The organism is Acinetobacter sp. B-6, assembly GCF_056930735.1.
This window is the reverse complement of the sequence record NZ_JBXPBY010000003.1, coordinates 227,995-248,208: the sequence shown is the minus strand read 5'-3', so window position 1 is coordinate 248,208 and position 20,214 is coordinate 227,995. Positions and strand designations below refer to the sequence as shown.

Annotated in this window: 21 protein-coding genes; 9 read left to right on the top strand and 12 right to left on the bottom strand. The window is 35.6% G+C overall.

All coding sequences use genetic code 11. From position 1 onward, the window contains the following. Window positions 1-41: 41 nt before the first annotated feature. From cydB to AC1Z3T_RS05605, 4 genes are all read right to left on the bottom strand, one after another. Window positions 42-1,046 (bottom strand): cytochrome d ubiquinol oxidase subunit II, encoded by a 1,005-nt coding sequence (cydB, locus tag AC1Z3T_RS05620; RefSeq protein WP_004830849.1) that lies wholly within the window; start codon window positions 1,044-1,046, stop codon window positions 42-44. Beyond that, on the bottom strand, window positions 1,046-2,482 hold the full coding sequence (locus tag AC1Z3T_RS05615; RefSeq protein WP_004830850.1) for a cytochrome ubiquinol oxidase subunit I: 1,437 nt from the start codon (window positions 2,480-2,482) through the stop codon (window positions 1,046-1,048). Before AC1Z3T_RS05615 ends, cydB begins: the two co-directional genes overlap by 1 nt. Before the next feature lie 283 nt (window positions 2,483-2,765). Then, window positions 2,766-3,203 (bottom strand): DUF2946 domain-containing protein, encoded by a 438-nt coding sequence (locus AC1Z3T_RS05610; RefSeq protein ID WP_004830853.1) that lies wholly within the window; start codon window positions 3,201-3,203, stop codon window positions 2,766-2,768. A gap of 293 nt (window positions 3,204-3,496) precedes the next feature. Continuing rightward, window positions 3,497-4,474: a GlxA family transcriptional regulator gene (locus tag AC1Z3T_RS05605; protein WP_483396527.1), complete on the bottom strand. Its 978-nt coding sequence runs from the start codon at window positions 4,472-4,474 to the stop codon at window positions 3,497-3,499. 126 nt (window positions 4,475-4,600) lie between these two features. Between AC1Z3T_RS05605 and AC1Z3T_RS05600 the strand changes: the two genes are divergently transcribed. After that, window positions 4,601-6,388 (top strand): acyl-CoA dehydrogenase family protein, encoded by a 1,788-nt coding sequence (locus AC1Z3T_RS05600; RefSeq protein ID WP_483396526.1) that lies wholly within the window; start codon window positions 4,601-4,603, stop codon window positions 6,386-6,388. A gap of 67 nt (window positions 6,389-6,455) precedes the next feature. Here the strand turns inward: AC1Z3T_RS05600 and AC1Z3T_RS05595 are convergent, their stop codons facing one another. The 3 genes from AC1Z3T_RS05595 to AC1Z3T_RS05585 all read right to left on the bottom strand — a co-directional run bounded on the left by AC1Z3T_RS05595 (window position 6,456) and on the right by AC1Z3T_RS05585 (window position 9,282). Then, window positions 6,456-7,058: a nitroreductase family protein gene (locus AC1Z3T_RS05595; protein ID WP_151811185.1), complete on the bottom strand. Its 603-nt coding sequence runs from the start codon at window positions 7,056-7,058 to the stop codon at window positions 6,456-6,458. 547 nt (window positions 7,059-7,605) lie between these two features. Beyond that, on the bottom strand, window positions 7,606-8,097 hold the full coding sequence (locus AC1Z3T_RS05590; RefSeq protein WP_483396525.1) for a hypothetical protein: 492 nt from the start codon (window positions 8,095-8,097) through the stop codon (window positions 7,606-7,608). 354 nt (window positions 8,098-8,451) lie between these two features. Next, window positions 8,452-9,282: an enoyl-CoA hydratase/isomerase family protein gene (locus tag AC1Z3T_RS05585; protein WP_483396524.1), complete on the bottom strand. Its 831-nt coding sequence runs from the start codon at window positions 9,280-9,282 to the stop codon at window positions 8,452-8,454. A gap of 98 nt (window positions 9,283-9,380) precedes the next feature. Between AC1Z3T_RS05585 and AC1Z3T_RS05580 the strand changes: the two genes are divergently transcribed. Then, a complete protein-coding gene (locus AC1Z3T_RS05580; protein ID WP_004830860.1) occupies window positions 9,381-9,758 on the top strand; it encodes a winged helix-turn-helix transcriptional regulator in 378 nt (125 codons plus the stop codon). A 211-nt stretch (window positions 9,759-9,969) separates the two neighbouring features. Here the strand turns inward: AC1Z3T_RS05580 and AC1Z3T_RS05575 are convergent, their stop codons facing one another. Then, window positions 9,970-10,449 carry a hypothetical protein gene (locus tag AC1Z3T_RS05575; RefSeq protein ID WP_483396523.1) on the bottom strand — a complete coding sequence of 160 codons (480 nt, stop codon included), beginning with the start codon at window positions 10,447-10,449 and terminating at the stop codon, window positions 9,970-9,972. A 399-nt stretch (window positions 10,450-10,848) separates the two neighbouring features. Between AC1Z3T_RS05575 and AC1Z3T_RS05570 the strand changes: the two genes are divergently transcribed. Further along, a complete protein-coding gene (locus AC1Z3T_RS05570) occupies window positions 10,849-11,292 on the top strand; it encodes a BLUF domain-containing protein (protein WP_004830862.1) in 444 nt (147 codons plus the stop codon). Window positions 11,293-11,355: 63 nt separating this feature from the next. Here AC1Z3T_RS05570 and AC1Z3T_RS05565 read toward each other — a convergent pair whose 3' ends face one another. Continuing rightward, window positions 11,356-11,637, bottom strand: a complete 282-nt coding sequence (locus tag AC1Z3T_RS05565) for a hypothetical protein (protein ID WP_004830863.1) — start codon at window positions 11,635-11,637, stop codon at window positions 11,356-11,358. A gap of 235 nt (window positions 11,638-11,872) precedes the next feature. Here AC1Z3T_RS05565 and AC1Z3T_RS05560 point away from each other — a divergent pair, with 235 nt between their 5' ends. Next, complete coding sequence (locus tag AC1Z3T_RS05560; protein WP_004830864.1) at window positions 11,873-12,019, top strand: hypothetical protein; 147 nt, start codon at window positions 11,873-11,875, stop codon at window positions 12,017-12,019. Between the two features lie 123 nt (window positions 12,020-12,142). Here AC1Z3T_RS05560 and fumC read toward each other — a convergent pair whose 3' ends face one another. Together fumC and AC1Z3T_RS05550 are read right to left on the bottom strand one after the other, a co-directional pair. Beyond that, window positions 12,143-13,537 carry a class II fumarate hydratase gene (gene fumC / locus AC1Z3T_RS05555; RefSeq protein ID WP_483396522.1) on the bottom strand — a complete coding sequence of 465 codons (1,395 nt, stop codon included), beginning with the start codon at window positions 13,535-13,537 and terminating at the stop codon, window positions 12,143-12,145. Window positions 13,538-13,699: 162 nt separating this feature from the next. After that, the gene (locus tag AC1Z3T_RS05550) at window positions 13,700-14,704 is read right to left on the bottom strand and encodes an NAD-dependent epimerase/dehydratase family protein (RefSeq protein WP_483396521.1); all 1,005 of its coding nucleotides are present in this window, start codon (window positions 14,702-14,704) and stop codon (window positions 13,700-13,702) included. A gap of 476 nt (window positions 14,705-15,180) precedes the next feature. Between AC1Z3T_RS05550 and AC1Z3T_RS05545 the strand changes: the two genes are divergently transcribed. The 3 genes from AC1Z3T_RS05545 (at window position 15,181) to AC1Z3T_RS05535 (ending at window position 17,828) form a co-directional block, all read left to right on the top strand. Continuing rightward, on the top strand, window positions 15,181-15,825 hold the full coding sequence (locus AC1Z3T_RS05545; protein WP_058972107.1) for an SOS response-associated peptidase: 645 nt from the start codon (window positions 15,181-15,183) through the stop codon (window positions 15,823-15,825). Between the two features lie 93 nt (window positions 15,826-15,918). Continuing rightward, window positions 15,919-16,536: a LexA family protein gene (locus AC1Z3T_RS05540; protein ID WP_009585322.1), complete on the top strand. Its 618-nt coding sequence runs from the start codon at window positions 15,919-15,921 to the stop codon at window positions 16,534-16,536. Then, a complete protein-coding gene (locus AC1Z3T_RS05535; protein WP_221260316.1) occupies window positions 16,533-17,828 on the top strand; it encodes a Y-family DNA polymerase in 1,296 nt (431 codons plus the stop codon). Before AC1Z3T_RS05540 ends, AC1Z3T_RS05535 begins: the two co-directional genes overlap by 4 nt. A 64-nt stretch (window positions 17,829-17,892) precedes the next feature. Here the strand turns inward: AC1Z3T_RS05535 and AC1Z3T_RS05530 are convergent, their stop codons facing one another. Then, on the bottom strand, window positions 17,893-18,423 hold the full coding sequence (locus tag AC1Z3T_RS05530) for a hypothetical protein (protein ID WP_058972105.1): 531 nt from the start codon (window positions 18,421-18,423) through the stop codon (window positions 17,893-17,895). Window positions 18,424-19,033: 610 nt separating this feature from the next. Here AC1Z3T_RS05530 and AC1Z3T_RS05525 point away from each other — a divergent pair. Both AC1Z3T_RS05525 and AC1Z3T_RS05520 read left to right on the top strand, forming a co-directional pair. Further along, window positions 19,034-19,273 carry a DUF2171 domain-containing protein gene (locus AC1Z3T_RS05525; protein ID WP_058972104.1) on the top strand — a complete coding sequence of 80 codons (240 nt, stop codon included), beginning with the start codon at window positions 19,034-19,036 and terminating at the stop codon, window positions 19,271-19,273. A gap of 482 nt (window positions 19,274-19,755) precedes the next feature. Continuing rightward, window positions 19,756-20,199, top strand: coding sequence for a BLUF domain-containing protein (locus tag AC1Z3T_RS05520; protein WP_151959528.1), 444 nt, complete (start codon window positions 19,756-19,758; stop codon window positions 20,197-20,199). Window positions 20,200-20,214: the final 15 nt, after the last annotated feature.

Here is a 20,214-nt window from a genome sequence, read left to right as displayed (position 1 = left end):
ATCGCTGAGTCTTCTGTCTTCTAAAAGGTTTACTGCATGAATCAGTGATAACCCTCATCCCCAATACGCACTTTGTCTCTAAACACCCAATATGAAAGCCCGGTATAGATCAAAATAATGGGGATTAAGATTAAAGCACCAATTAAGGCAAACAATTGACTGCTTTGTGGCGCTGCAGCATCCCAAATCGTGATAGACGGCGGAATAACATAGGGCCATAAACTGATGATAAATCCAGTATAAGCAAGGAATACCAAAGCTAAGGTATAGATAAAAGGACTGAGTTCATTATGTTGTTTACATGCACGTAAAATCAGAACAGTAAAGATCACCACCAAAATTGGTACAGGGCTGAAATACATCAATTGAGGCTGACTAAACCAACGTGCGGCAATTTCAGGATGTGCCATTGGTGTATAAATACTGACAGCGCCAAAAATGAGTAATAATGCAATCACTAACTTCGGCATGAGTTGATACATACGATGTTGCAAGTCAAGCTCAGTTTTAAAAATCAACCATGCACAACCCAAAGCAGCATACAGTACAACCACACCAAACCCAGTAAAAATCGTGAACGGCGTCAACCAATCTAATCCACCACCTGCATACATATGATTTTCGACTTTAATTCCTTGAATATAAGCACCTAAAATCATACCTTGGAAAAAACTGGCAAGAATTGAGCCACCAATAAAAGCCTTGTCCCATAAATGTTTGGTTCTATTGGCTTTGAAACGAAATTCGAAAGCTACGCCACGGAAAATTAAAGCCACCACCATCAAGATAATTGGCATATAAAGTGCGGATAATACTGTGGCATAGACCATCGGGAATGCAGCATATAAACCCGCCCCACCCAAAACCATCCATGTTTCATTACCATCCCAAACAGGGGCAACCGTATTCATCATCACATCACGTTCTTGTTGATCCTTGAAAAATGGGAACAGAATTCCAATACCCAAATCAAAGCCATCCAGAACCACATAAATAAATACGCCAATGGCAATAATGACAATCCAAATCAGAGATAAATCAATCATTATTTAGGCTCCTGTTCGTTTGAATCAACACTTTCATCTACACTGGTCAGTGGTCGTTTCGATGCAAGAATTACAGCTTCTTCACTATGTGCTTGACCTTCAGGTGTTGAATAAATAAATTGCGGACCTTTATGCATCAGTTTCAACATATAGTAGATGCCAATTCCAAAAACAACACAGTAAACCACTACAAAAATAATCAGTGTTAGACCGACTTGTTCAGCAGATACAGGTGATAAAGCATCTTTCGTGCGCATCACGCCATACACAACCCACGGCTGACGACCAACTTCAGTGGTGAACCAACCTGCAAGCAAGGCAATAAAACCCGATGGTCCCATCACAAAAGCAAAACGATGTAACCATTTGTTTTCGTATAGCTTCCCTCCCTTGCGTAAGAACAAAGCAAATGCTGCAAGTAAAATCATCAGCATCCCTAGCCCAACCATGATTCGGAAGCTCCAAAACACGATGGTCGAATTAGGACGATCTTCGGGTGCGAATTCTTTTAAGCCTTTGACTTCACCATCCATCGTATGGGTCATGATTAGACTACCCAAATTTGGAATACCGACTGCATATTTGGTTTCTTCAGCCTGCATATCAGGAATCCCGAATAAATATAAAGGCATACCTTCACCTTTATTGGTTTCCCAATGTCCTTCAATCGCCGCAAGTTTGGCAGGTTGATGCTTCAGGGTATTTAGACCATGGTTATCACCGATTAAAACTTGCAATGGCGCAAGGATTAAAATCATCCACATTGCCATAGAAAAAGAGGTTTTGACCAAAGCATCACGGCGACCTTTGAGTAAATGCCATGCAGCGGTCGCAGCAACCAACAATGCTGAAACTAGGAATGCGGCAGCTGCCATATGTGCTAAGCGATATGGAAATGAAGGATTAAAGACAATGGCGAACCAATCTTGTGGAACGATAATGCCATTTTCAATCGTGAAACCTTGTGGCGTTTGCATCCAACTGTTTGAGGATAAAATCCAAAACATTGAAATACAGGTACCCACCGCAACCATTGCAGTTGCAAAAAAATGCGCCCGTGGACCTACACGTCCCCAACCAAACAACATGATTCCAAGAAAACCAGCTTCAAGGAAAAATGCACTGAGTACCTCATAAGCCAATAAAGGACCTGTGACAGAACCTGCAACACGGGAAAACTCACTCCAGTTGGTTCCAAACTGATAGCTCATGACAACGCCTGATACGACGCCCATCCCAAAAGCCACAGCGAAAATTTTCACCCAAAATTTAAATAAATCTTGATATACAGGATTTTTTGTCTTGAGCCAGCGCCATTCTAAAACAGCCAAGAAACTTGCCAATCCGATTGAAATTGCAGGGAAAATAATATGAAAAGACACTGTAAAGGCAAACTGTATACGTGCCAATTCTAAAGCTGTTAATCCTAAATTCATGACATCACCTTATGCATAGATAAAGGTTGAGTATTGAATGCTTCTCGCAATATTTTTTGTTTTGCCAGATCAGCATACGCCTGAAATTTAGCCATAGTCTGTTGCTTTATGTTTTCATTCTGAACGATTAACCCTAAAAATTGCATGCAAGGGATCGTTTCCTGCCATTTGAGGAAAATTGAATACATCATGGTGATTCTCTACATCATAAATTCGAAATAGCATCCGATTGTTTTACATGCTTAAAATTAAACATTTCAAAGCAATGGATGGATGAATATGTTTATGTGTAGCGTATCGGTGGGGCTCGCCCTTGAGGAATAAGAAATAAACGCTGTAATTCAAAATAGACATGTTGGAAGGCTTCAACATAAGCCAATAAGCGTATTTGTATACGCACCAATATTTCTTTTACGCCAATTTCAGGTGGCATCACCAAATTACCATAGACCACGCAATACTGGCATTGATGGTTCATATCATGATGATCATGACCTGAAGATGTTGCCTGTTGTGTTTGATCTAAGTGTAAATAGTGATGAATAAAGCTGGATTCTTGCTCATGATGACTATGTGCATGTGTTGGACGTAACAACGATTGAGTGATGTCTTCACAGACCGGAGCAATTTGATATTGTTCAGGCAAGAGCGGCTGTAAAAAAACCGCAAGCTGTAAAAATACTGTTGCAAATGCTAGCAACAAACCACTGCGTCTTAACACAATTGATTGCTCATATTGACAGAGATACGAAAAAGGAAAATGTCACTTGATGCAGTCATTCTTAATCTGTGGTCAATAATGACTGAATAAAAACCAAGCACATTACTCAACTTTTCTTATATTACTATAGTACATTTATTTTGTTATTCAAAGCTTCTTTAGCACTATTTTAGCAATACTTTGCACTTTTTTTCATTTAGATTTTCTATATAAATCATCACTCGAATAGATACATTGATCAATTTATAAACTACATTAGACAAATAATAGTAAGACTTCCTATAAAGCAGATTTTAGCAACGGCTAAAACGACGGCGATACTCCAGTGGTGTCAATCCTGTCTTCTTTCTAAATAATCGCCTAAAGGAACTTGGATCAAGATAACCAACACTTTGCATAATCATGTCAATGGATTGTTCTGTTTCCTCTAAACGCTTTTGCGCGGCTTCAATACGAATCGCCTGAATATAACTATTCGGTGGTACACCTAAAGCTGTTTTAAAACGGCGAATCAAGGTCCTCAAAGTCACATTAAACTGCTGTGCTAAAAAAGCGATGCTGATCGGCTCTGCAAAATTAACTTCTATCCATTGTTGTATACGCTGCACCAATTCATCATGATGAAGATTAGAAATTTGTAAAATTGAATAAGACAGTTGACTACTACGACGATAATCAATCACAAAAGACTTCGCTGTTTGAATCGCAATTTCAAAACCATAAAAATGTTCAATCAAATGCAAGCCCATATCAAACCATGCCAATCCTCCACCAGCACAATAAATATGTTCAGAGCGAGTAATTAATTGCTCAGTCTTTAAATTAACATTTGGATAACGGCGCTCAAATAAATCTTTAAACCCCCAATGTGTTGTAGCTAGACGTTGATCTAAAATCCCAGCCTCTGCTAAAAAGAAATTACCCGTACACATACCAACAATCATCCACTGTTGTTGGTTTGCATATCGAATAAAGTCTATCACTCCTTGCTGTTGGCTAACAATCTGTTCAATAGAAGCCCCTATCGTCGGAACAACGATAACATCCGTAGCTTGAACCGCATGAAAGGCGATGTCAGTCCGAATCTGTATACCGTTTATACATTGAATAGCATCTCCGTTTAAACTGGCAATTTGGACTTGAAAGAGTCTCTGAACATCTTGGTTCTGAATACGATTCCAACTGGCTCCAGTCATTGAAAATAAATCAACAATACAGGTCAAAGCTGAAGCCAAAGCACCATCAAACCCAACCACGGTGATTTTAATCATGACTAAAAATGCTGTAAGAATAATAATGTCATTTATAGCACTGATGATGTCATTTTTGACAAGTCTTATGTTGATATTTTTTGATTAAGCTCGTTTCAAAATAAAAGTATTTAAAAAGGAATTTTTATGTCGTCATTGATTCATGCTAAAGATCTCAACTTTTTACTCTATCAAGTTTTCGAAGCTGAAACGTTAACTGAATTAAACCGCTACAAAGAACATGATAAAACCACATTTGACAGCATATTAAATACGGCACAAGGTATCGCAACAGACTATTTTGCACCGCATAATGCCAAAGCCGATCAAAATGAGCCTATTTTTGATGGCACGAACGTCAAAACAATTCCTGAAGTTAAAATTGCATGGCAACAATATGCTGCTTCAGGTTTATTGTCTGCGCAGCATGATTATGAGCATGGTGGGATGCAACTTCCCACTTTAATACATATGGCATGTCATGCATTTTTTATGTCCGCCAACCCTTCTACAGCAGCATATCCATTTCTCACTGCTGCAGCAGCGAACCTGATTCAAGCCTTTGCTGCACCTCAACACAAACAAATCTTTTTACCCGCAATGTTTGATGGTCGATTTGCTGGAACAATGGCACTCACGGAACCAAATGTCGGTTCTTCATTGGGTGATTTGACCACCAAAGCGATTCCGCAAGCAGATGGTAACTATCTGATCAAAGGTCAGAAAATGTTTATTTCTGGTGGTGATCAAGATATTACTGAAAATATTGTTCATTTGGTTTTAGCAAGAATTCAAGGTGCGCCGCAAGGCGTTAAAGGAATTTCACTGTTTATTGTGCCAAAGTTTAAAACACATTTAGATGGTTCTGTAGCAGAATCGAATGATGTCCATTTGAGTGGTTTATTACATAAAATGGGCTATAGAGGGACAACTTCGACTGTGCTTAGCTTTGGTGAAAATGATCAATGCCAAGGTTATCTTATTGGACAAGCTGGTGATGGCTTAAAATACATGTTCAAAATGATGAATGAAGCGCGTGTTGGTGTAGGTCTGGGTGCAGCGATGATTGGTTATCGTGGCTATTTAGAATCTTTAAACTACGCAAAAAATCGACCACAAGGTCGATTGGCTGATGAAAAGGACCCATCCAGCAAACCTGTCAATATTATTGAGCATAGTGATGTAAAACGAATGTTATTGGCACAAAAATCTTATGTAGAAGGAGGATTAGCTTTATGCTTATTTGCTGCACGTTTGATTGATGAACATCAGGCAGCGGACAATACAGACAGTGCGATTCTTTTAGACTTGATTACACCAGTCGTGAAGTCATTCCCCTCCGCCTATGGTCCAAATGCCAATGATTTAGCAATACAAGTGCTTGGCGGTGCTGGATATACAAAAGACTATCCTGTCGAGCAATGCTACCGTGATAATCGCCTCAATCCGATTCATGAAGGTACCTATGGCATTCAGTCCTTGGATTTATTGGGGCGTAAACTATGGCAACATGATCAACAAGGCTTAAAATTACTGTTGCAACGTATTCATCAAACGCTTGATGAAGTCAGTGATGATGCTGCCCGCGAAATTGCTACTATATTCTGTAAGCATTTAGCCACGATTGAAAAAACCACCAATATACTCGGCGCTGCACTTAGACAAGGCAAAATCAAACAAGCCCTTGCCAACTCAGCACTCTATCTCGATATGTTTGGAAAGTTACTGGTTGCTTGGTTATGGCTTGAGATGGTCAATAAAGCAGTAAAAGCGTTTAAAGAATCAACGCATCAAGAGGATATAGATTTTTTAGCTGGAAAAATTCAAGCAGCACGTTATTTTATAATGTGGGAACTTCCTGAAATTGAACATCAAGCCAAACTTCTAATCAGCTTCGATGAGACATGTTCAATGATGCAAAATGACTGGTTTTAAATTCAGAACGGTTTAATGAAAGCACCTTAACTGCACAGCTAAGGTGCTTTTTTAATAGGTATTTAAGTTATTTAAACACTTTAAAACGCACAGCATCATCCATATATGTTTTTTCTGATGCGTCAGCTTCAATTGAGCCAAACACCAACTGCGCACGAAGTTTCCAATTTTTAGGAATATCCCATTCAGCATGAACTTGTTCATCTACAATAGGATTATAATGTTGTAAAGAAGCACCTAAGCCATCACTATTTAAAGCGGTCCATGTTGCAAACTGTGCAATCGCGGTAGAATGTTCTGCCCATACTGGAAAGTTATCGGCATAAGAAGGAAATTGCGCTTGCAAATCTTTCACGACATCTTGGTCTTCAAAGAATAATACTGTTCCAAACCCTGCAATAAAACTATCCATTTTTGCTTCGGTTTTTAATGCACTTGCTTCATCTTTAGCATAAGCTTTAAGTTGGGCTTTGACAAAATTCCAAAATTTTTCATGTTCAGCATTAAACAAAATCACCGCTCGAGAAGATTGCGAGTTAAAAGACGATGGGCTTTGCTTGATTGCTTGTTGAATGAGATCAGAAAGATATTCTGGAGAATGATTGACATGACGTCCAATCGCATAAATTGTACGGCGTTTATGAATTAAATCTAAAAAAACATTCGACATGAATTAAAATCCTTGGATATATCCTCGGGAAAATCCGATAGCACTAAAAATATTGTGAAGATATTTTAAAAAATCATTAATTTCAATGAATTGATAAAATCTGAAGTATTACAACATAAATAAGTGACTTATGAATATCTGATTTCGATATAAACTTTGAATGAAAACAAATCATCAACATTAAGTACTCTTCGATCACACACCTATGTTTTCTTAATAGATTCATTTGATTTTTATCAGAACAACATGTTTGCTATTTATACAATTTTTCATCTTTATTACACATAAGTATCTTATTTTTGAATAGTGTCCTTATAATCTTCTGTAATCAAAAGTTGTAAGTTTTTATACTGCTTTAAAAAATCAATGAGTTATAAATGAAAGTCTTAAATTTAATGGGTCTACTCAGTTCAATCTTTATTCTATTTTTTATTATCTATTCATTATAGCCACTTAATATAATCAGCCCCTGAAATGACACCGTTATAAGTTCAACAAGAACAGTAATGACTGCCCTTGTGAACGATGATGTACTTTCGAGATTTAATTAAAAATGTGCATTTAATACCTTTGCTGATACGGTATTTTTCCAAAGCTCACGTAATGTCGGCAAATAAAATTTTTCACCAAGATCAACCAACTCAGCATCAATCAAGGCATGTGTTTCATGCATAAATAAATAATCTAGCTCAACCGTAGACAATTGCTGCTGTTGTTTGGCAAATTCTTTACGCTTGACTTGTACTTGTTTAAGCAGTTGATCAGCAAAATCCTTGGTTTTATATTGACTGATTGCCTGTAATCTTAGTTCGATCACGCCCCAACCTGTCAATAGTTTTTTAAAGGTTTCAAAGTCTTCACTGGTCGACTCCCATGTCATTTTTTCTAGATCTTCATCTTCTGGGAGTACAGGAAGTAAAATTTCCATCACACTAGGAAAAATCTTTTTGAAATTTAAAATAAATTTAACAGGATGTTCACCAGGATAATCTTTAAACTGAACATGTTTCTGGACATCTGTTAAATAAATAGACAACATTAAAAAATCCTTAGTTAAGACACTGTTTCAAATGATTTATTCATAAAATATAAAATACAAATAAGTAAAGAACAGCAAAAAATGCAATCTCGCAATTATAACAGTATATTCGATTCTAATTTAAGTGTTAAAAACTCTTTTAGGCATTTTGGATGATTAAAAAACCATTCAGTAAGATGATTTTTTAATCCATCCAATTGAACTTTTTTGCATTTCGTGTCTGTTAGCTCAACAAGCTAAAACCATGACCAACAGACTATTCAAGCCATATTTAGATATTTTTTATGCGAAGTCTATGCTTGAAATTCGACTCAACACAGTAAAGATTTTTTCAAATGAAAACTCAGCACAGGATTAAGATAAACCTCGGAGTAGTTGCTCTAAATTCTTTTCACCTATCTTGGTCTGAGCGCCCGCCTTTAAACCTCCACGAATTAATTTTTCAGCATTGGGGAGTGCAAATAGATCTGCCCATGCCTCGTGTTCACGTAGTAATCCTTCGCTCAGATTCACGGTCGAAACTGCTTTTTTCGTCGCAGCAATCACACCTTCTGGTAAAGCAGCAATATTCTTGGCAAGACGATTCACAAAAGCATCCAGTTCATTTGCAGGCAATGCACGATTCACCCAACCATATCGTTCTGCCAACTCAGCATTTACGAGTTCTGCACCGAGGATCACTTCTAGCACACGCCCGCGCGTCATACGTTGTGACAAATACTGTGTTGCGCCTCCTCCAGGAATAATCCCCATTAATGCTTCACATTGAGCGAGTCCTGCACGTCCAATAGCAACAAATGACATATCCATTGCAGCCACGAATTCAGCACCACCTCCACGGGCAAGACCTTCGAGCTTAGCGATGATTACTTGGGGTTGTTTTCGAATCATTTCTCCCAAAGCTTGAAAAGGATTTAAACCATCAGGAGTATCTTTTGCAATCTCATCAAAAGCATTAGGCTCATCAATCAATGTCATGTCTACATGCGCAATGAAAAAATCAGGATCAGCACTTTGGAATACAATGACACGAGTCAATGGATCATCACGTACCTGTATTAAAAATTGCTGAATCTCACTCATCAAAGCAACATCTAACACATTCACAGGAGGATGGTTGATGCTCACCGTTGCAACGCCCTGTGCATACTCAATTTGGAGTGTAGAATAATTTGATGTATTCATAATAGACCTTGTTTTTTAGCATGAATAAACATGGTATCCAATGTATACTAGGTGTCAATTACGCACCTTAAACATCCTAAGTATGCTGGAGTATACCGATGAGCACTGAACCAAGTCCGATCTATCGTGCCGATTGTCCTAGCCGTACCATTCTTGATCAAATCGCAGATAAATGGTCTATGTTGATTTTAATGGTTTTAGACGAACCGCATCGATTTAATGCGATTAAGCGACGTTTGGATGGTATTACCCAACGTGTTTTGACACAAACACTTCGTAAGCTTGAGCGAAATGGCATGGTGACACGTACAGTCATAGATGGAAAAATTCTTGGCGTGGAGTATGCTTTGACACCGCTTGGTCAATCGCTGAAAGCGCCTTTTAATGCCTTATATGATTGGACTGTAGAAAACATGGAAATGATTCTAGCGTATCAGTCTGATTATGACAGTAATGATAAATCAGTCATTAAATGAGAATCACTAAATGAGAATGAACAATGTGATTAGATCTATGATGAAAAAATGCTGAATTAACCAATTGAGTATTCAGTCCATTCATCATCAGTACAAATTAAACCAAGCAGTTTTTGATTTGATCGTTTTAATATATCAAACTAATGCTTAAATCATAAAATATCATGGATGCTAAATCGCTAAATGAATCGCTGTGATTAAATTATTCACATTAAATATCAGCAACTTTAAAACACTCCCTATAATTTATTGTAAATCTTTTTAAAAAATCACCATCGGCATTGTTGAGTTGATAAATAAAATTGCCACGTGTCGTTTTTTTAAAAACTTCTGACTCAAGTAAGTCATCTTTTTTACACATATTTTGCTTAATCAAACGCTGATATTTTTGATCATCAAATTTTTTTGTTAAATCTTCTATAGACTTAATATCTTTCATATCAGATTCAATCCACAATCCATCGCTAATCAGCATAATTCGAGAAACAACAAAGTCTCGTTCTGATTGATCCGTGGCAATATTCTTAAAATTGTGATTAATTGCTTTGACCAACATGTTGTAAACATTGAGATCAATGATATTAAATTGCTCATCAACTGCCCCACTTTGCAAAAAAGGTTGGTCTAATGGGCTTTGAGCATTTAATTCAGCACTTATTGATAAGCTGAGTAAGAAAAATAAATAACGCATTGTTTGTTCTCATTATTTAAGTCGTTGTTTAAACCATTATTCTATTCATATAGAGTTCATCTATAGAATATTTATAACACATGCTAAAGACATGATGAATCTATTTATATCAAACTGCCATCATGAATTTTGGCTCAGTCTTAGCCCCGTATTCCAACTAATTTACTGCGTTTTTTTTATTAAAGAACATCTGTATAGTATCCTGACCATTGAAGAGAGTGGTCAACACGACAATAAAGAAAGTGGATACTGACCTGCAGGAAGCAGGTCTATTTTTTCCATTTACAAGAAAATTAACATTAATTTCATCTGAAAATTCCTTGATATTTACATAAAAATATATGATTAAGCGTGTTTTATGTAACAATCAAAGCTCCCTCCTTAAAAAGAGAATCAAAGATGGAGTCTGTTCGACTTTTATATGTTAGTAAAATTGCTAGAGTAGATTCAGGTTTAAAGCAAAATTTAATCAATATCTTAGACGAAGCAATTGATTTTAATTATCGTAATGGAGTTACTGGTGTGCTCTATTATGGACATGGATATTTCGTCCAATGTTTAGAGGGAAATAAAAACATCATTGATGATTTATTTTATAATCGAATTGTCAAAGATGAACGGCATATCAATTGTGAAATCTTATATTATGCAGAAAATCAGACATGCTTATTTTCACAATGGACGATGAAATTTTCCCCAATCAATAAAAAGATTTCAGAATTTTTTATGCAGTATCATTTAGAAGCGTTCAATCCTTACTTACTCACTGACGAAACAACAGAAAAATTTATATCTATTTTGGCTTGTGAACCTGAATATCATGTCAACGAGTTTGTTGCATAAGCCTCCTTTGTGACAGAACCACCACATGATTTTTAATCATAGAGGTGGTTTTTCAGACTGAACTTAAATTGTTTTCTCTTGATCTATTCGAAGTTGCCGCTGTCTTTCCTCTTCATTAATTCGTTCAAGACGCTTTGCCCAATATTGGAAGGCATATTGATATTTGGCAAAAAAAGCAAAAAACATAAAGGTTAAAGCAGGTTTTAAAACAATTTGTTCTGCTTCACCCGTTACCCTGTCATAAATACTTTGACCTAGAGATAAAAAAGTTAAAACCATAAACATAAAAAAGCTTAATCTTAAAAAATTATCGAAACTTTTTCCTTTAAACATTTTATCAAACATAATTAAGAATACATCTCATTATCATATAAATTATAAGTATAAAATATTTAAGGACTTTTACAAGCTCTATAGATGTACGGCGTAGGATTTCTCAAAATTTTCTTTAAATTTAACTTGCTACGTAAAGTTTCATATACTTACGTGCCTCACGCTTCAACTACATTTTTTCACACAACAAATAGAATAATGCTTCATGATAAAAAATAAGCACTTAATTAATTTGAGGTTAATGAATATGTCAATCGATAACAATCATTCTCCAACTGAAGAAAGAATTGAGAAAGCACAAGAAAAGCGTCGTATTCCGAAATATATTTTATTTATAGTTGCATTATTTTTAATCGCAATTATTGTCTATATGCTCTCTACATGGCGAGGTTAAGCGGATAAGCATTGTTTTTAAATTTCTAAACGACTAACTCAACATAGTCATACGCTATTCAACATTGATATTTATTGTATAAAAAAGGGCTAAAAATTTTTAGCCCTTTTTTAAATTTTTCAGCTACTTAACGTTTGGATGTACCATTTTTTCAGGTTGAACCACTTCGTCAAATTGTTCTGGAGTGACAAAGCCTAGCTCTACAGCGACTTCTTTTAAGGTTTTATCTTCTTTATAAGCAGTTTTCGCTACTTTTGCTGCATTTTCATAACCAATTACAGGATTCAGTGCAGTCACCAGCATCAACGAGTTATGTAAAAAATAATCAATTTTTTCACGATTTGGTTCAATGCCTACTGCACAATGCTCATCAAAACTATTACAAGCATCACCAAGCAACTGCACAGATTGAACAAGATTATATGCAATAACAGGCATATACACATTTAACTCAAAATTACCTGCCGCACCTGCAAAATTGATCGTTGTATCATTCCCCATCACTTGTGCAACCACCATCGTCATTGCTTCACACTGCGTAGGATTCACTTTGCCTGGCATGATACTTGAGCCTGGTTCATTTTCAGGAATACGCAGCTCACCTAAACCACAACGAGGACCACTCGCCAACCAGCGGATATCATTGGCAATTTTATTAAGACTCGCAGCTAAAGTTTTTAATGCGCCTGACGCGAATACAGCTGCATCACGCCCTGCAAGTGCTTCAAACTTATTAGGGTTAGTAATAAATGGAAGACCAGTTAATTTAGCTAATTCTTCAGCAGCTTTTTCGGCATAGTCAGGATGAGCATTTAAACCTGTTCCTACGGCTGTACCACCTAACGGCAACTCATATAGCCAAATCAAAGCTTGCTGTAAGCGCTTTAGTCCATGATCCATTTGCGACACATAACCACTGAACTCCTGCCCAAGTGTCAGTGGTGTAGCATCTTGTAAGTGTGTACGACCGATTTTGACAATATCATTAAATTCTTCAGATTTACGATGCAATGTGTCACGTAAACGTTTGACTGCTGGAATGAGTAATTCATTGATTTGTAATGCAGCAGCCACATGGATCGCTGTTGGAAATGAATCATTGGTAGATTGAGCACGATTGACATGATCGTTAGGATGAACAGGTTTTTGTGAACCTAAAGGATTACCGAGTTTTTGATTGGCAATATTGGCAATCACCTCATTACAGTTCATATTGCTTTGTGTACCAGAACCCGTTTGCCAAACCACTAAAGGAAATTGACTATCCCAATTTCCAGCAATCACTTCGTCAGCTGCTTCTACGATATATTGGGATAATTCTTGCGGAATTTGATTGAGGCTCGCATTGGTAATCGCTGCGGCTTTTTTAACAAGTCCCATTGCTTTAATCATAGGACGAGGCATATGTTCGGTGCCGATCTTAAAGTTTTCTACACTGCGTTGAGTTTGCGCTCCCCACATCGCCTCACTAGGAACTTCAACTTCACCCATTGTGTCGTGCTCAATACGTGTCTGCATTTTCAACCTCTTAATCGTCCGAATTTAATTTTCAAGTGACAGCTTATAATGTGATCATCTTTATGTAATGAATACAAGCCATTACCCCAGCGAAATCCTATGCTAAACAAATAGGCAACCAATGTAAATGATAATTATTTACAACTATGCATTTTCTACACATCAACAATTATTCAAGGTATTTTGGTAAAAACGCCATTCATCTTGAATCATTTGTTTAAGTGAGCGTTTTGCCTCCCACTTTAAAACATCTAACGCTTTATGGCTATTCGAAGCCACTTGATCAAGTTCATGTATTTGGTAAACCGCATCAATTTGATGAATTTGCTGTGCAGTTACATCCTCGATCGTATTGATTAAATCTTGAATCGAACTTACAGTCCCTGAAATATCAAAACTTTCACAGACATTGCTCTGCTCTTGTAGCCAATAGATACTGGACTGGATCGCATCACAAACATCAAGTACATGTACAAAACTACGCTCAGTGGTTTTATCTTGGGTATTGGCGTGACGGTGAACTTCAATCAAATCTCGCTGTTGTGCAGCGACCTGCAATGCTAATGGCACAATATTTTTTGGTAGTGGAGTAACAAACTCCCCCAATACACCATGTTCAAAAGCACCAACCACGTTGGATACCCTAAGCGTTGCAATTTTCCATTCCTGATCCGTTCTAAAGGTGTCCTTGATGATTTCTTCAATCATCTGTTGAGATTTAATATAAGGATTCGGATAAGAATAATTAAAAGCAATTTCTTCGTTTAAATCTAAACTCGATTGTGCATAAACCATAAGGCTAGAAAGATGAACCAGACTTCTAACCCCTGTGCGTTGCATTGCTCGCAATAAACTCATAATACAACTGACATTGTCATTATAATATTCAAGAGGTTTCAGATTAGATTCTTCAATGGATTTGAACCCTGCACAATGTACAACGGTATCTATTGAATATTGTTCAAATACTTTATTTAGCGCAGGAGTATTACGAATATCAATTTTGAAAAATGGGATATACATTCCTGTAATAAATTCTAAACGCTCTAAACACTGCAGATTTGCATTGGCTAGATTATCAACAATGACGACCTCTTGCCTTTGAGCTAGCAAACTTAAAACCACATGCGAGCCTATAAAGCCTAAACCACCAGTCACTAAAATCATTGTATAGATACTCCTTTTAAAAATCAATTACTTGCATAATTTCGGTGTTTATTTGGTGCGTTCATTAATTTATCCACTAGCCAGAAAAACTAAAACCAACTTAAATATCCTTAACTTATTAACCTACATGATCATTAATTTAATCTTACCGCCTTACAAATATAGTGTGTGTTGCAGTTCAGTTATGGTTGGAAATATAAAATCCACATTTCATCCACTTTTACAAAAAATACCTTATTATTGGATAAATAGCCCTAGACCAATACTTTTATTTTTGTAATAGTTCGCCCTTTAGGTTAAATAAAAAAACCAATAAAAACAAAAATTTATTAATTTTTAATAAGTTTAGTAAAACTTGATATAAAGTTTGACCAAAGTAATATTTTGCAAATTAAACAAATGCCCAGTGAATTCTATAGATATAAGAGATATTGTATTTATACATAGCATTCCGTTTTTCATATCGAGAATAAAAAATGTGCTCTAATTATGAAATTCCCAAACGAAGTGCCCTCACCCGACTTGATGTCGAGGTTGGTCCGTTAGATTTGGAATTAAAACCGCATGTTTACCCAGGGTATCATGCACCAATTATCATGAAAGATTTTGATTTGGATTTCGGTAAGTTTGGGCTTTTGCCTGCTTGGGCTAAAGATTTTAAATTCAGTTCTTATACTTATAACGCAAGAACTGAAACTGTCGCTGAAAAACCGAGTTTCAGACACGCATGGAAGTACAGTAAATTTTGCTTGGTCCCTGTTCAAGAATTTTATGAGCCAAAATATATAGACGGAAAAGCTCATTGGTACACAATCAAACGTGAAGATGATCAACCTTTTACTGTCGCAGCAATCTATGACGATGCCATAATCAAAGACTCAAAAGTCAGATCGTTTTCGATGCTTACGATCAATGCAGATCATCACCAATTCATGAAGCAATTTCACGCTCCGACAGATGAGAAGCGTTCAATCATTGTCATCCCAGAAAAATATCGCAAAGACTGGCTCAATGCCGACAATGAACATGCTCACGAATATTTCTTTGAGCTTACAGACGAATATGTAACATTTTCACGTGACCATTCATCTGAATCAGTCAAACAAAATGACCTCTTCTAATTTAGTATTGATTATCCACAGCATTTAAATTTGAAATTTCATTTATTACATTTTAAAATCTTGATTACGTAACATATTCAAGTGGTGTAATTTATGAACATTAACCTAGATGTCAGCTCATCAAAAGCAAGACTTATGAGTCTAAAGAATGTAAATCTAGACCACTTGAAAGGTTCTAAAATCATTGATATTAGAGAGCATTCTTTAAAATCTCAGCATATTCCTGACATATCAAAAATCTCATCATTTCAAGCAATAACTAATGCTTCAATCCCCTTAGTTTTAAACAAAATTGCTGCCGGTTTCCCCTCCCCAGCCGAAGATTATATTGATAAAACTGTCGATATGAATGATCTATTGATCTCAAACAAAGATGCAACTTTTATTGTCCAGGTTGAGTCTCTTTCAATGAAAGATGTGGGAATTGAAGTTAACGATTACTTAATTGTTGATAGAAGCATTCGCTCTCAACATTATGATGTTGTCGTTGCATTCATTGATAATGAATTTACTGTTAAAAGATTGATGATTACACAACAAATGTCACATCATGAATTGTTTGATATTTTTCAGAAGCAATATGATTTTAAAGATTTACCAGCCGTTTGGCTCAAACCTGAAAACATTGAGTATCAGCCAATACTTCCTCGATCAGAACAAGAATTGGTAATTTGGGGTGTTGTCACCAAAGTTATTAAGAACTTCAAATGAAACATGAAGAAAAGATATTTGCACTTATTGATATCAATAATTGCTATGTCTCGTGTGAACGTTTCTTTAATCCAAAGTTAAACAATGTCCCAGTCATAGTTTTATCTAATAACGATGGGTGTGCAGTTGCCCGAAGCAATGAAGCCAAGCAAATGGGAATTAAGATGGGGGTTCCTTTATTCCAGATTAAAGATGTTGTACAGAAAAATCATGTTCAAGTACTTTCGAGCAACTATGCAATATATGCGGAAATGTCACGCCGATTTCATTCGATACTTGCAAGTTATGTGGCTCCACACGAACAAGAAATTTATAGCATAGATGAATGCTTTCTAGATCTTACAAGCTTTAAACATAACTATGATCTTGTGGAGTATTGCCAGGGAATGCGCTCTCGCATTCAGGAATGGATTGGCTTACCAGTCTCAATTGGAATTGGCCGCAGTAAAACTGAGGCTAAAATCGGCAACCATATGGCTAAGAAAGGTAAACGCTTTGATGGAGTGTGTGATCTTGCAACTATGAACCCAAGGCACCGTGACTATTTTTGGTCACTGGTTGATGTGGGCGAAGTTTGGGGTGTGGGTAGAAAGCAAAATAAGAAATTAAATGATATGGGGATTAAAACTGTTTTAGATCTATCGAAAGCTAATCCGCCAGTTATGGGGAAAATGTTCACTGTCTGCATGCAAAGAACTGTACTGGAGCTTCAAGGCATCTCATGTATGCAAATTGATGATCAACCCAAGCCTAAACAACAGATTGTTGCAAGCAGATCATTTGGCGTCAAAATTACAGAGCTGCAGGACTTGAAAGAAGCAATGTCGAAATATGTTCAAGATGCAGTAGGTCGATTGAGAAAGGAAAAATTATTATGTGGTGTGATCACAGCTTTTGTTCAATCTAATCCTTTTGATGCTTCTGTGCCGTATTACAGCAAAGCTCAAACATACAAATTTTCAGAACCTACTGATTGTGTTTTAGATCTGGTTGAAGTCGCTTACTTGTTATTAGAGAAAATTTATAAGCCTGGCATCAAGTATAAGAAATGTGGTGTTTTTTATTCAGAGTTAATTCTGAAATCAAATCATATCCCCGACCTTCTTTCAGATCATCAAACTAGAATTACGAATGAAAGCTTAATGAAAGCTTATGAAGAAATACAAACAAAGTTTGGCAAAACCAAAATTTCAGTTGGTCCATGCTATTTTAAAGATCGTAAGTGGTCTATGAGTCGAGATATGCTTTCAAAAAACTATTTTACAAAAAACGGATTAATTAAAGTTAAGTAGCATTAAAAAATTTACTTAAATTTATTAGCAAAAATAGCCCTTATAGGGCTATTTTTGTTCATGGTTATCGAGTTACTCTATCCCAAGCATCTTTAACCGCATGTTTTGCTTCTTCCCATTTCAAACGAGACTCTCTTTTGGTTTTTTCCCATTGAAGTTTTAAATCTGCTTCGACTTCTTCAAACTTTGTTTCATAAGGGTAATTGCTTCTAGAGATGTACCCTAATTGATATGCATCACGATAATCACGATCGTAGTCAACATCATCATATAAGTTAATAGTATCTTTGTAGTAAGGTCGAGTGTTATAGGTTTCGCGCCAATAAACGTCTTCATCTGTTGGATTTACAGCTTCAGAAATGCTTTTTCCAGCTAATCCTCCAACAACTGCGCCTACTACTCCACCGACTGCAGCACCTACTGGTCCACCAACAGCTCCAATAGCAGCTCCACTAACCGCACCACCTGTTGCTCCTACACCAGTACCAACCGGGTGTGCACCTGGTTCACCAGAAATAGGATCGGCATTTAATTGCTTACGTTGCTCTTTAGTCATATTCTGAACAACTTCATTATCAATATTAGAATTTGACATATTTAATCCTCTATTTTGTTAAAGTTTTTAAATCCAACTAATCATTCAACGAAGACAATCGTAGAGTAAATATTTATTATAAATATTAATATTTGTTATATTCTTTAGATAGGTTTGTTTAAAATAATAGTTCTATTAAAAATTAAAAATTTTTAAAACCCTTATATCCATTGATTGACGACAATTATCTAAAAATTTCATAAATAATATAAAATTACAATACAACAAATTTAAACATCATTCTTCATCAATCAAACACAAATCACAATAAAACATGTACTTAAAGTGTTAATTACTAACAATTAGATATAAATTACTCAAAAATTGAGTAATAATTTAATTATCATTAAAACATTTAAATTTGATCTACATCACAAATAAAGCAGAAAAATTATTTAAGAAAAAATGTTTATCGAGACCAAATTCACATTAAAAACAATTTCAATATACAAATTCATATTAACACTTATTTAATTCTTACAAATTAAAAAATCTTTTAATCTTACATTCTTAACCTAATACAACTTAAAACATTGAAAATAATTACATCATTAATTTTATTTGTCTCATAGACTGACATCTCAACTTAAACAATAAACAGGCAAACATTATGACTAACGTTAATGCAAATGATATTAAAGAACATGCTTCAGTGATTGCTTCATGTGGTACAGAGATCGGAAAAGTTGATCATCTTGAAGGACAAGATTCAATCAAATTGACTCGTAGTGATGATGAACATAATGAGCATCACTTAATTCCATTAAGTTGGGTAAGTGAAGTTAAAGACGGTAATGTCATTTTGAATAAAAATTCGGAAGAAGCAAGAAATGAATGGCAAACATTATAGGTTTCAACTTAGGTAATTTGCTATTTCAGAAATGCCAATCATTTTGATTGGCATTTTTTTCATCTAATTATCAGTATATTACTGATTTTCCATCAATAGGTTTTAATTGTAATTACTTTTTATGTTTTACAATCTGAGAATTTAAAGATTGACTTTAAAGATAACAATTTAGGGGGTATGATCATGACTTTCGTGTTCGTATCATTCAAAGCACTCACTTCTGACAAAGGCATTATGTCCCAATTAGGATAGATGATTGTAGCAATACAATGATTAGCATATAACCCAACCATTTCGCTGCGTTTTTAATCAAATTTAAACAGGATATACTGAATTTGACCATTGGAGAGAGTGGTCAATTACAATAAAGAAATACAAGATTTGCCTGTATCCTACAGGCATTTTTTTTAATAATTTTAGTTATATACAATAGTTTAAATTACCTGTATAAAGAAATTCCTTCACTTAAGCTGAGCTTCCTAATGGAATCTGTAAGATTGTTGTATGTAAGTAAATTAGTTAATCAAGATTCCAACATAAAAAATACCTTAATGAGTATTCTTAACGAGGCTATTGATTTCAATTACAAGCACGAAGTTAAAGGTGTTTTATACTATGGTCATGGATACTTTGTTCAATGCTTAGAAGGTAAAAAATCCGTTATTGATAACTTGTTTTACAATAAGATTTTAAAAGATAGTCGCCATGTAAATTGTGAGATACTTTATTATATTCAATGTGATATTAACTTTTTCAGTCAATGGAGTATGAAATTTTTACCTGTTAATAAGAAAATTACAGAATTTTTTATGACTAATCATCTAGATGAATTCAATCCATATCTTTTAACTGCTGAGACTACTGTAGATTTCGTTTCGTTATTAGCTGGCGAACCAGAAATAGATATAAATGATTATTCTGAATAAGATTTGACATATAAA

Bases quoted from the DNA above. Each gene is read 5' to 3' on its own strand.
- cydB (WP_004830849.1), bottom strand. From the start codon at position 1,046: ATGATTGATTTATCTCTGATTTGGATTGTCATTATTGCCATTGGCGTA.
- AC1Z3T_RS05615 (WP_004830850.1), bottom strand. From the start codon at position 2,482: ATGAATTTAGGATTAACAGCTTTAGAATTGGCACGTATACAGTTTGCC.
- AC1Z3T_RS05605 (WP_483396527.1), bottom strand. From the start codon at position 4,474: ATGATTAAAATCACCGTGGTTGGGTTTGATGGTGCTTTGGCTTCAGCT.
- AC1Z3T_RS05600 (WP_483396526.1), top strand. From the start codon at position 4,601: ATGTCGTCATTGATTCATGCTAAAGATCTCAACTTTTTACTCTATCAA.
- AC1Z3T_RS05595 (WP_151811185.1), bottom strand. From the start codon at position 7,058: ATGTCGAATGTTTTTTTAGATTTAATTCATAAACGCCGTACAATTTAT.
- AC1Z3T_RS05590 (WP_483396525.1), bottom strand. From the start codon at position 8,097: ATGTTGTCTATTTATTTAACAGATGTCCAGAAACATGTTCAGTTTAAA.
- AC1Z3T_RS05585 (WP_483396524.1), bottom strand. From the start codon at position 9,282: ATGAATACATCAAATTATTCTACACTCCAAATTGAGTATGCACAGGGC.
- AC1Z3T_RS05580 (WP_004830860.1), top strand. From the start codon at position 9,381: ATGAGCACTGAACCAAGTCCGATCTATCGTGCCGATTGTCCTAGCCGT.
- AC1Z3T_RS05575 (WP_483396523.1), bottom strand. From the start codon at position 10,449: ATGCGTTATTTATTTTTCTTACTCAGCTTATCAATAAGTGCTGAATTA.
- AC1Z3T_RS05570 (WP_004830862.1), top strand. From the start codon at position 10,849: ATGGAGTCTGTTCGACTTTTATATGTTAGTAAAATTGCTAGAGTAGAT.
- AC1Z3T_RS05565 (WP_004830863.1), bottom strand. From the start codon at position 11,637: ATGTTTGATAAAATGTTTAAAGGAAAAAGTTTCGATAATTTTTTAAGA.
- AC1Z3T_RS05560 (WP_004830864.1), top strand. From the start codon at position 11,873: ATGTCAATCGATAACAATCATTCTCCAACTGAAGAAAGAATTGAGAAA.
- fumC (WP_483396522.1), bottom strand. From the start codon at position 13,537: ATGCAGACACGTATTGAGCACGACACAATGGGTGAAGTTGAAGTTCCT.
- AC1Z3T_RS05550 (WP_483396521.1), bottom strand. From the start codon at position 14,704: ATGATTTTAGTGACTGGTGGTTTAGGCTTTATAGGCTCGCATGTGGTT.
- AC1Z3T_RS05545 (WP_058972107.1), top strand. From the start codon at position 15,181: ATGTGCTCTAATTATGAAATTCCCAAACGAAGTGCCCTCACCCGACTT.
- AC1Z3T_RS05540 (WP_009585322.1), top strand. From the start codon at position 15,919: ATGAACATTAACCTAGATGTCAGCTCATCAAAAGCAAGACTTATGAGT.
- AC1Z3T_RS05535 (WP_221260316.1), top strand. From the start codon at position 16,533: ATGAAACATGAAGAAAAGATATTTGCACTTATTGATATCAATAATTGC.
- AC1Z3T_RS05530 (WP_058972105.1), bottom strand. From the start codon at position 18,423: ATGTCAAATTCTAATATTGATAATGAAGTTGTTCAGAATATGACTAAA.
- AC1Z3T_RS05525 (WP_058972104.1), top strand. From the start codon at position 19,034: ATGACTAACGTTAATGCAAATGATATTAAAGAACATGCTTCAGTGATT.
- AC1Z3T_RS05520 (WP_151959528.1), top strand. From the start codon at position 19,756: ATGGAATCTGTAAGATTGTTGTATGTAAGTAAATTAGTTAATCAAGAT.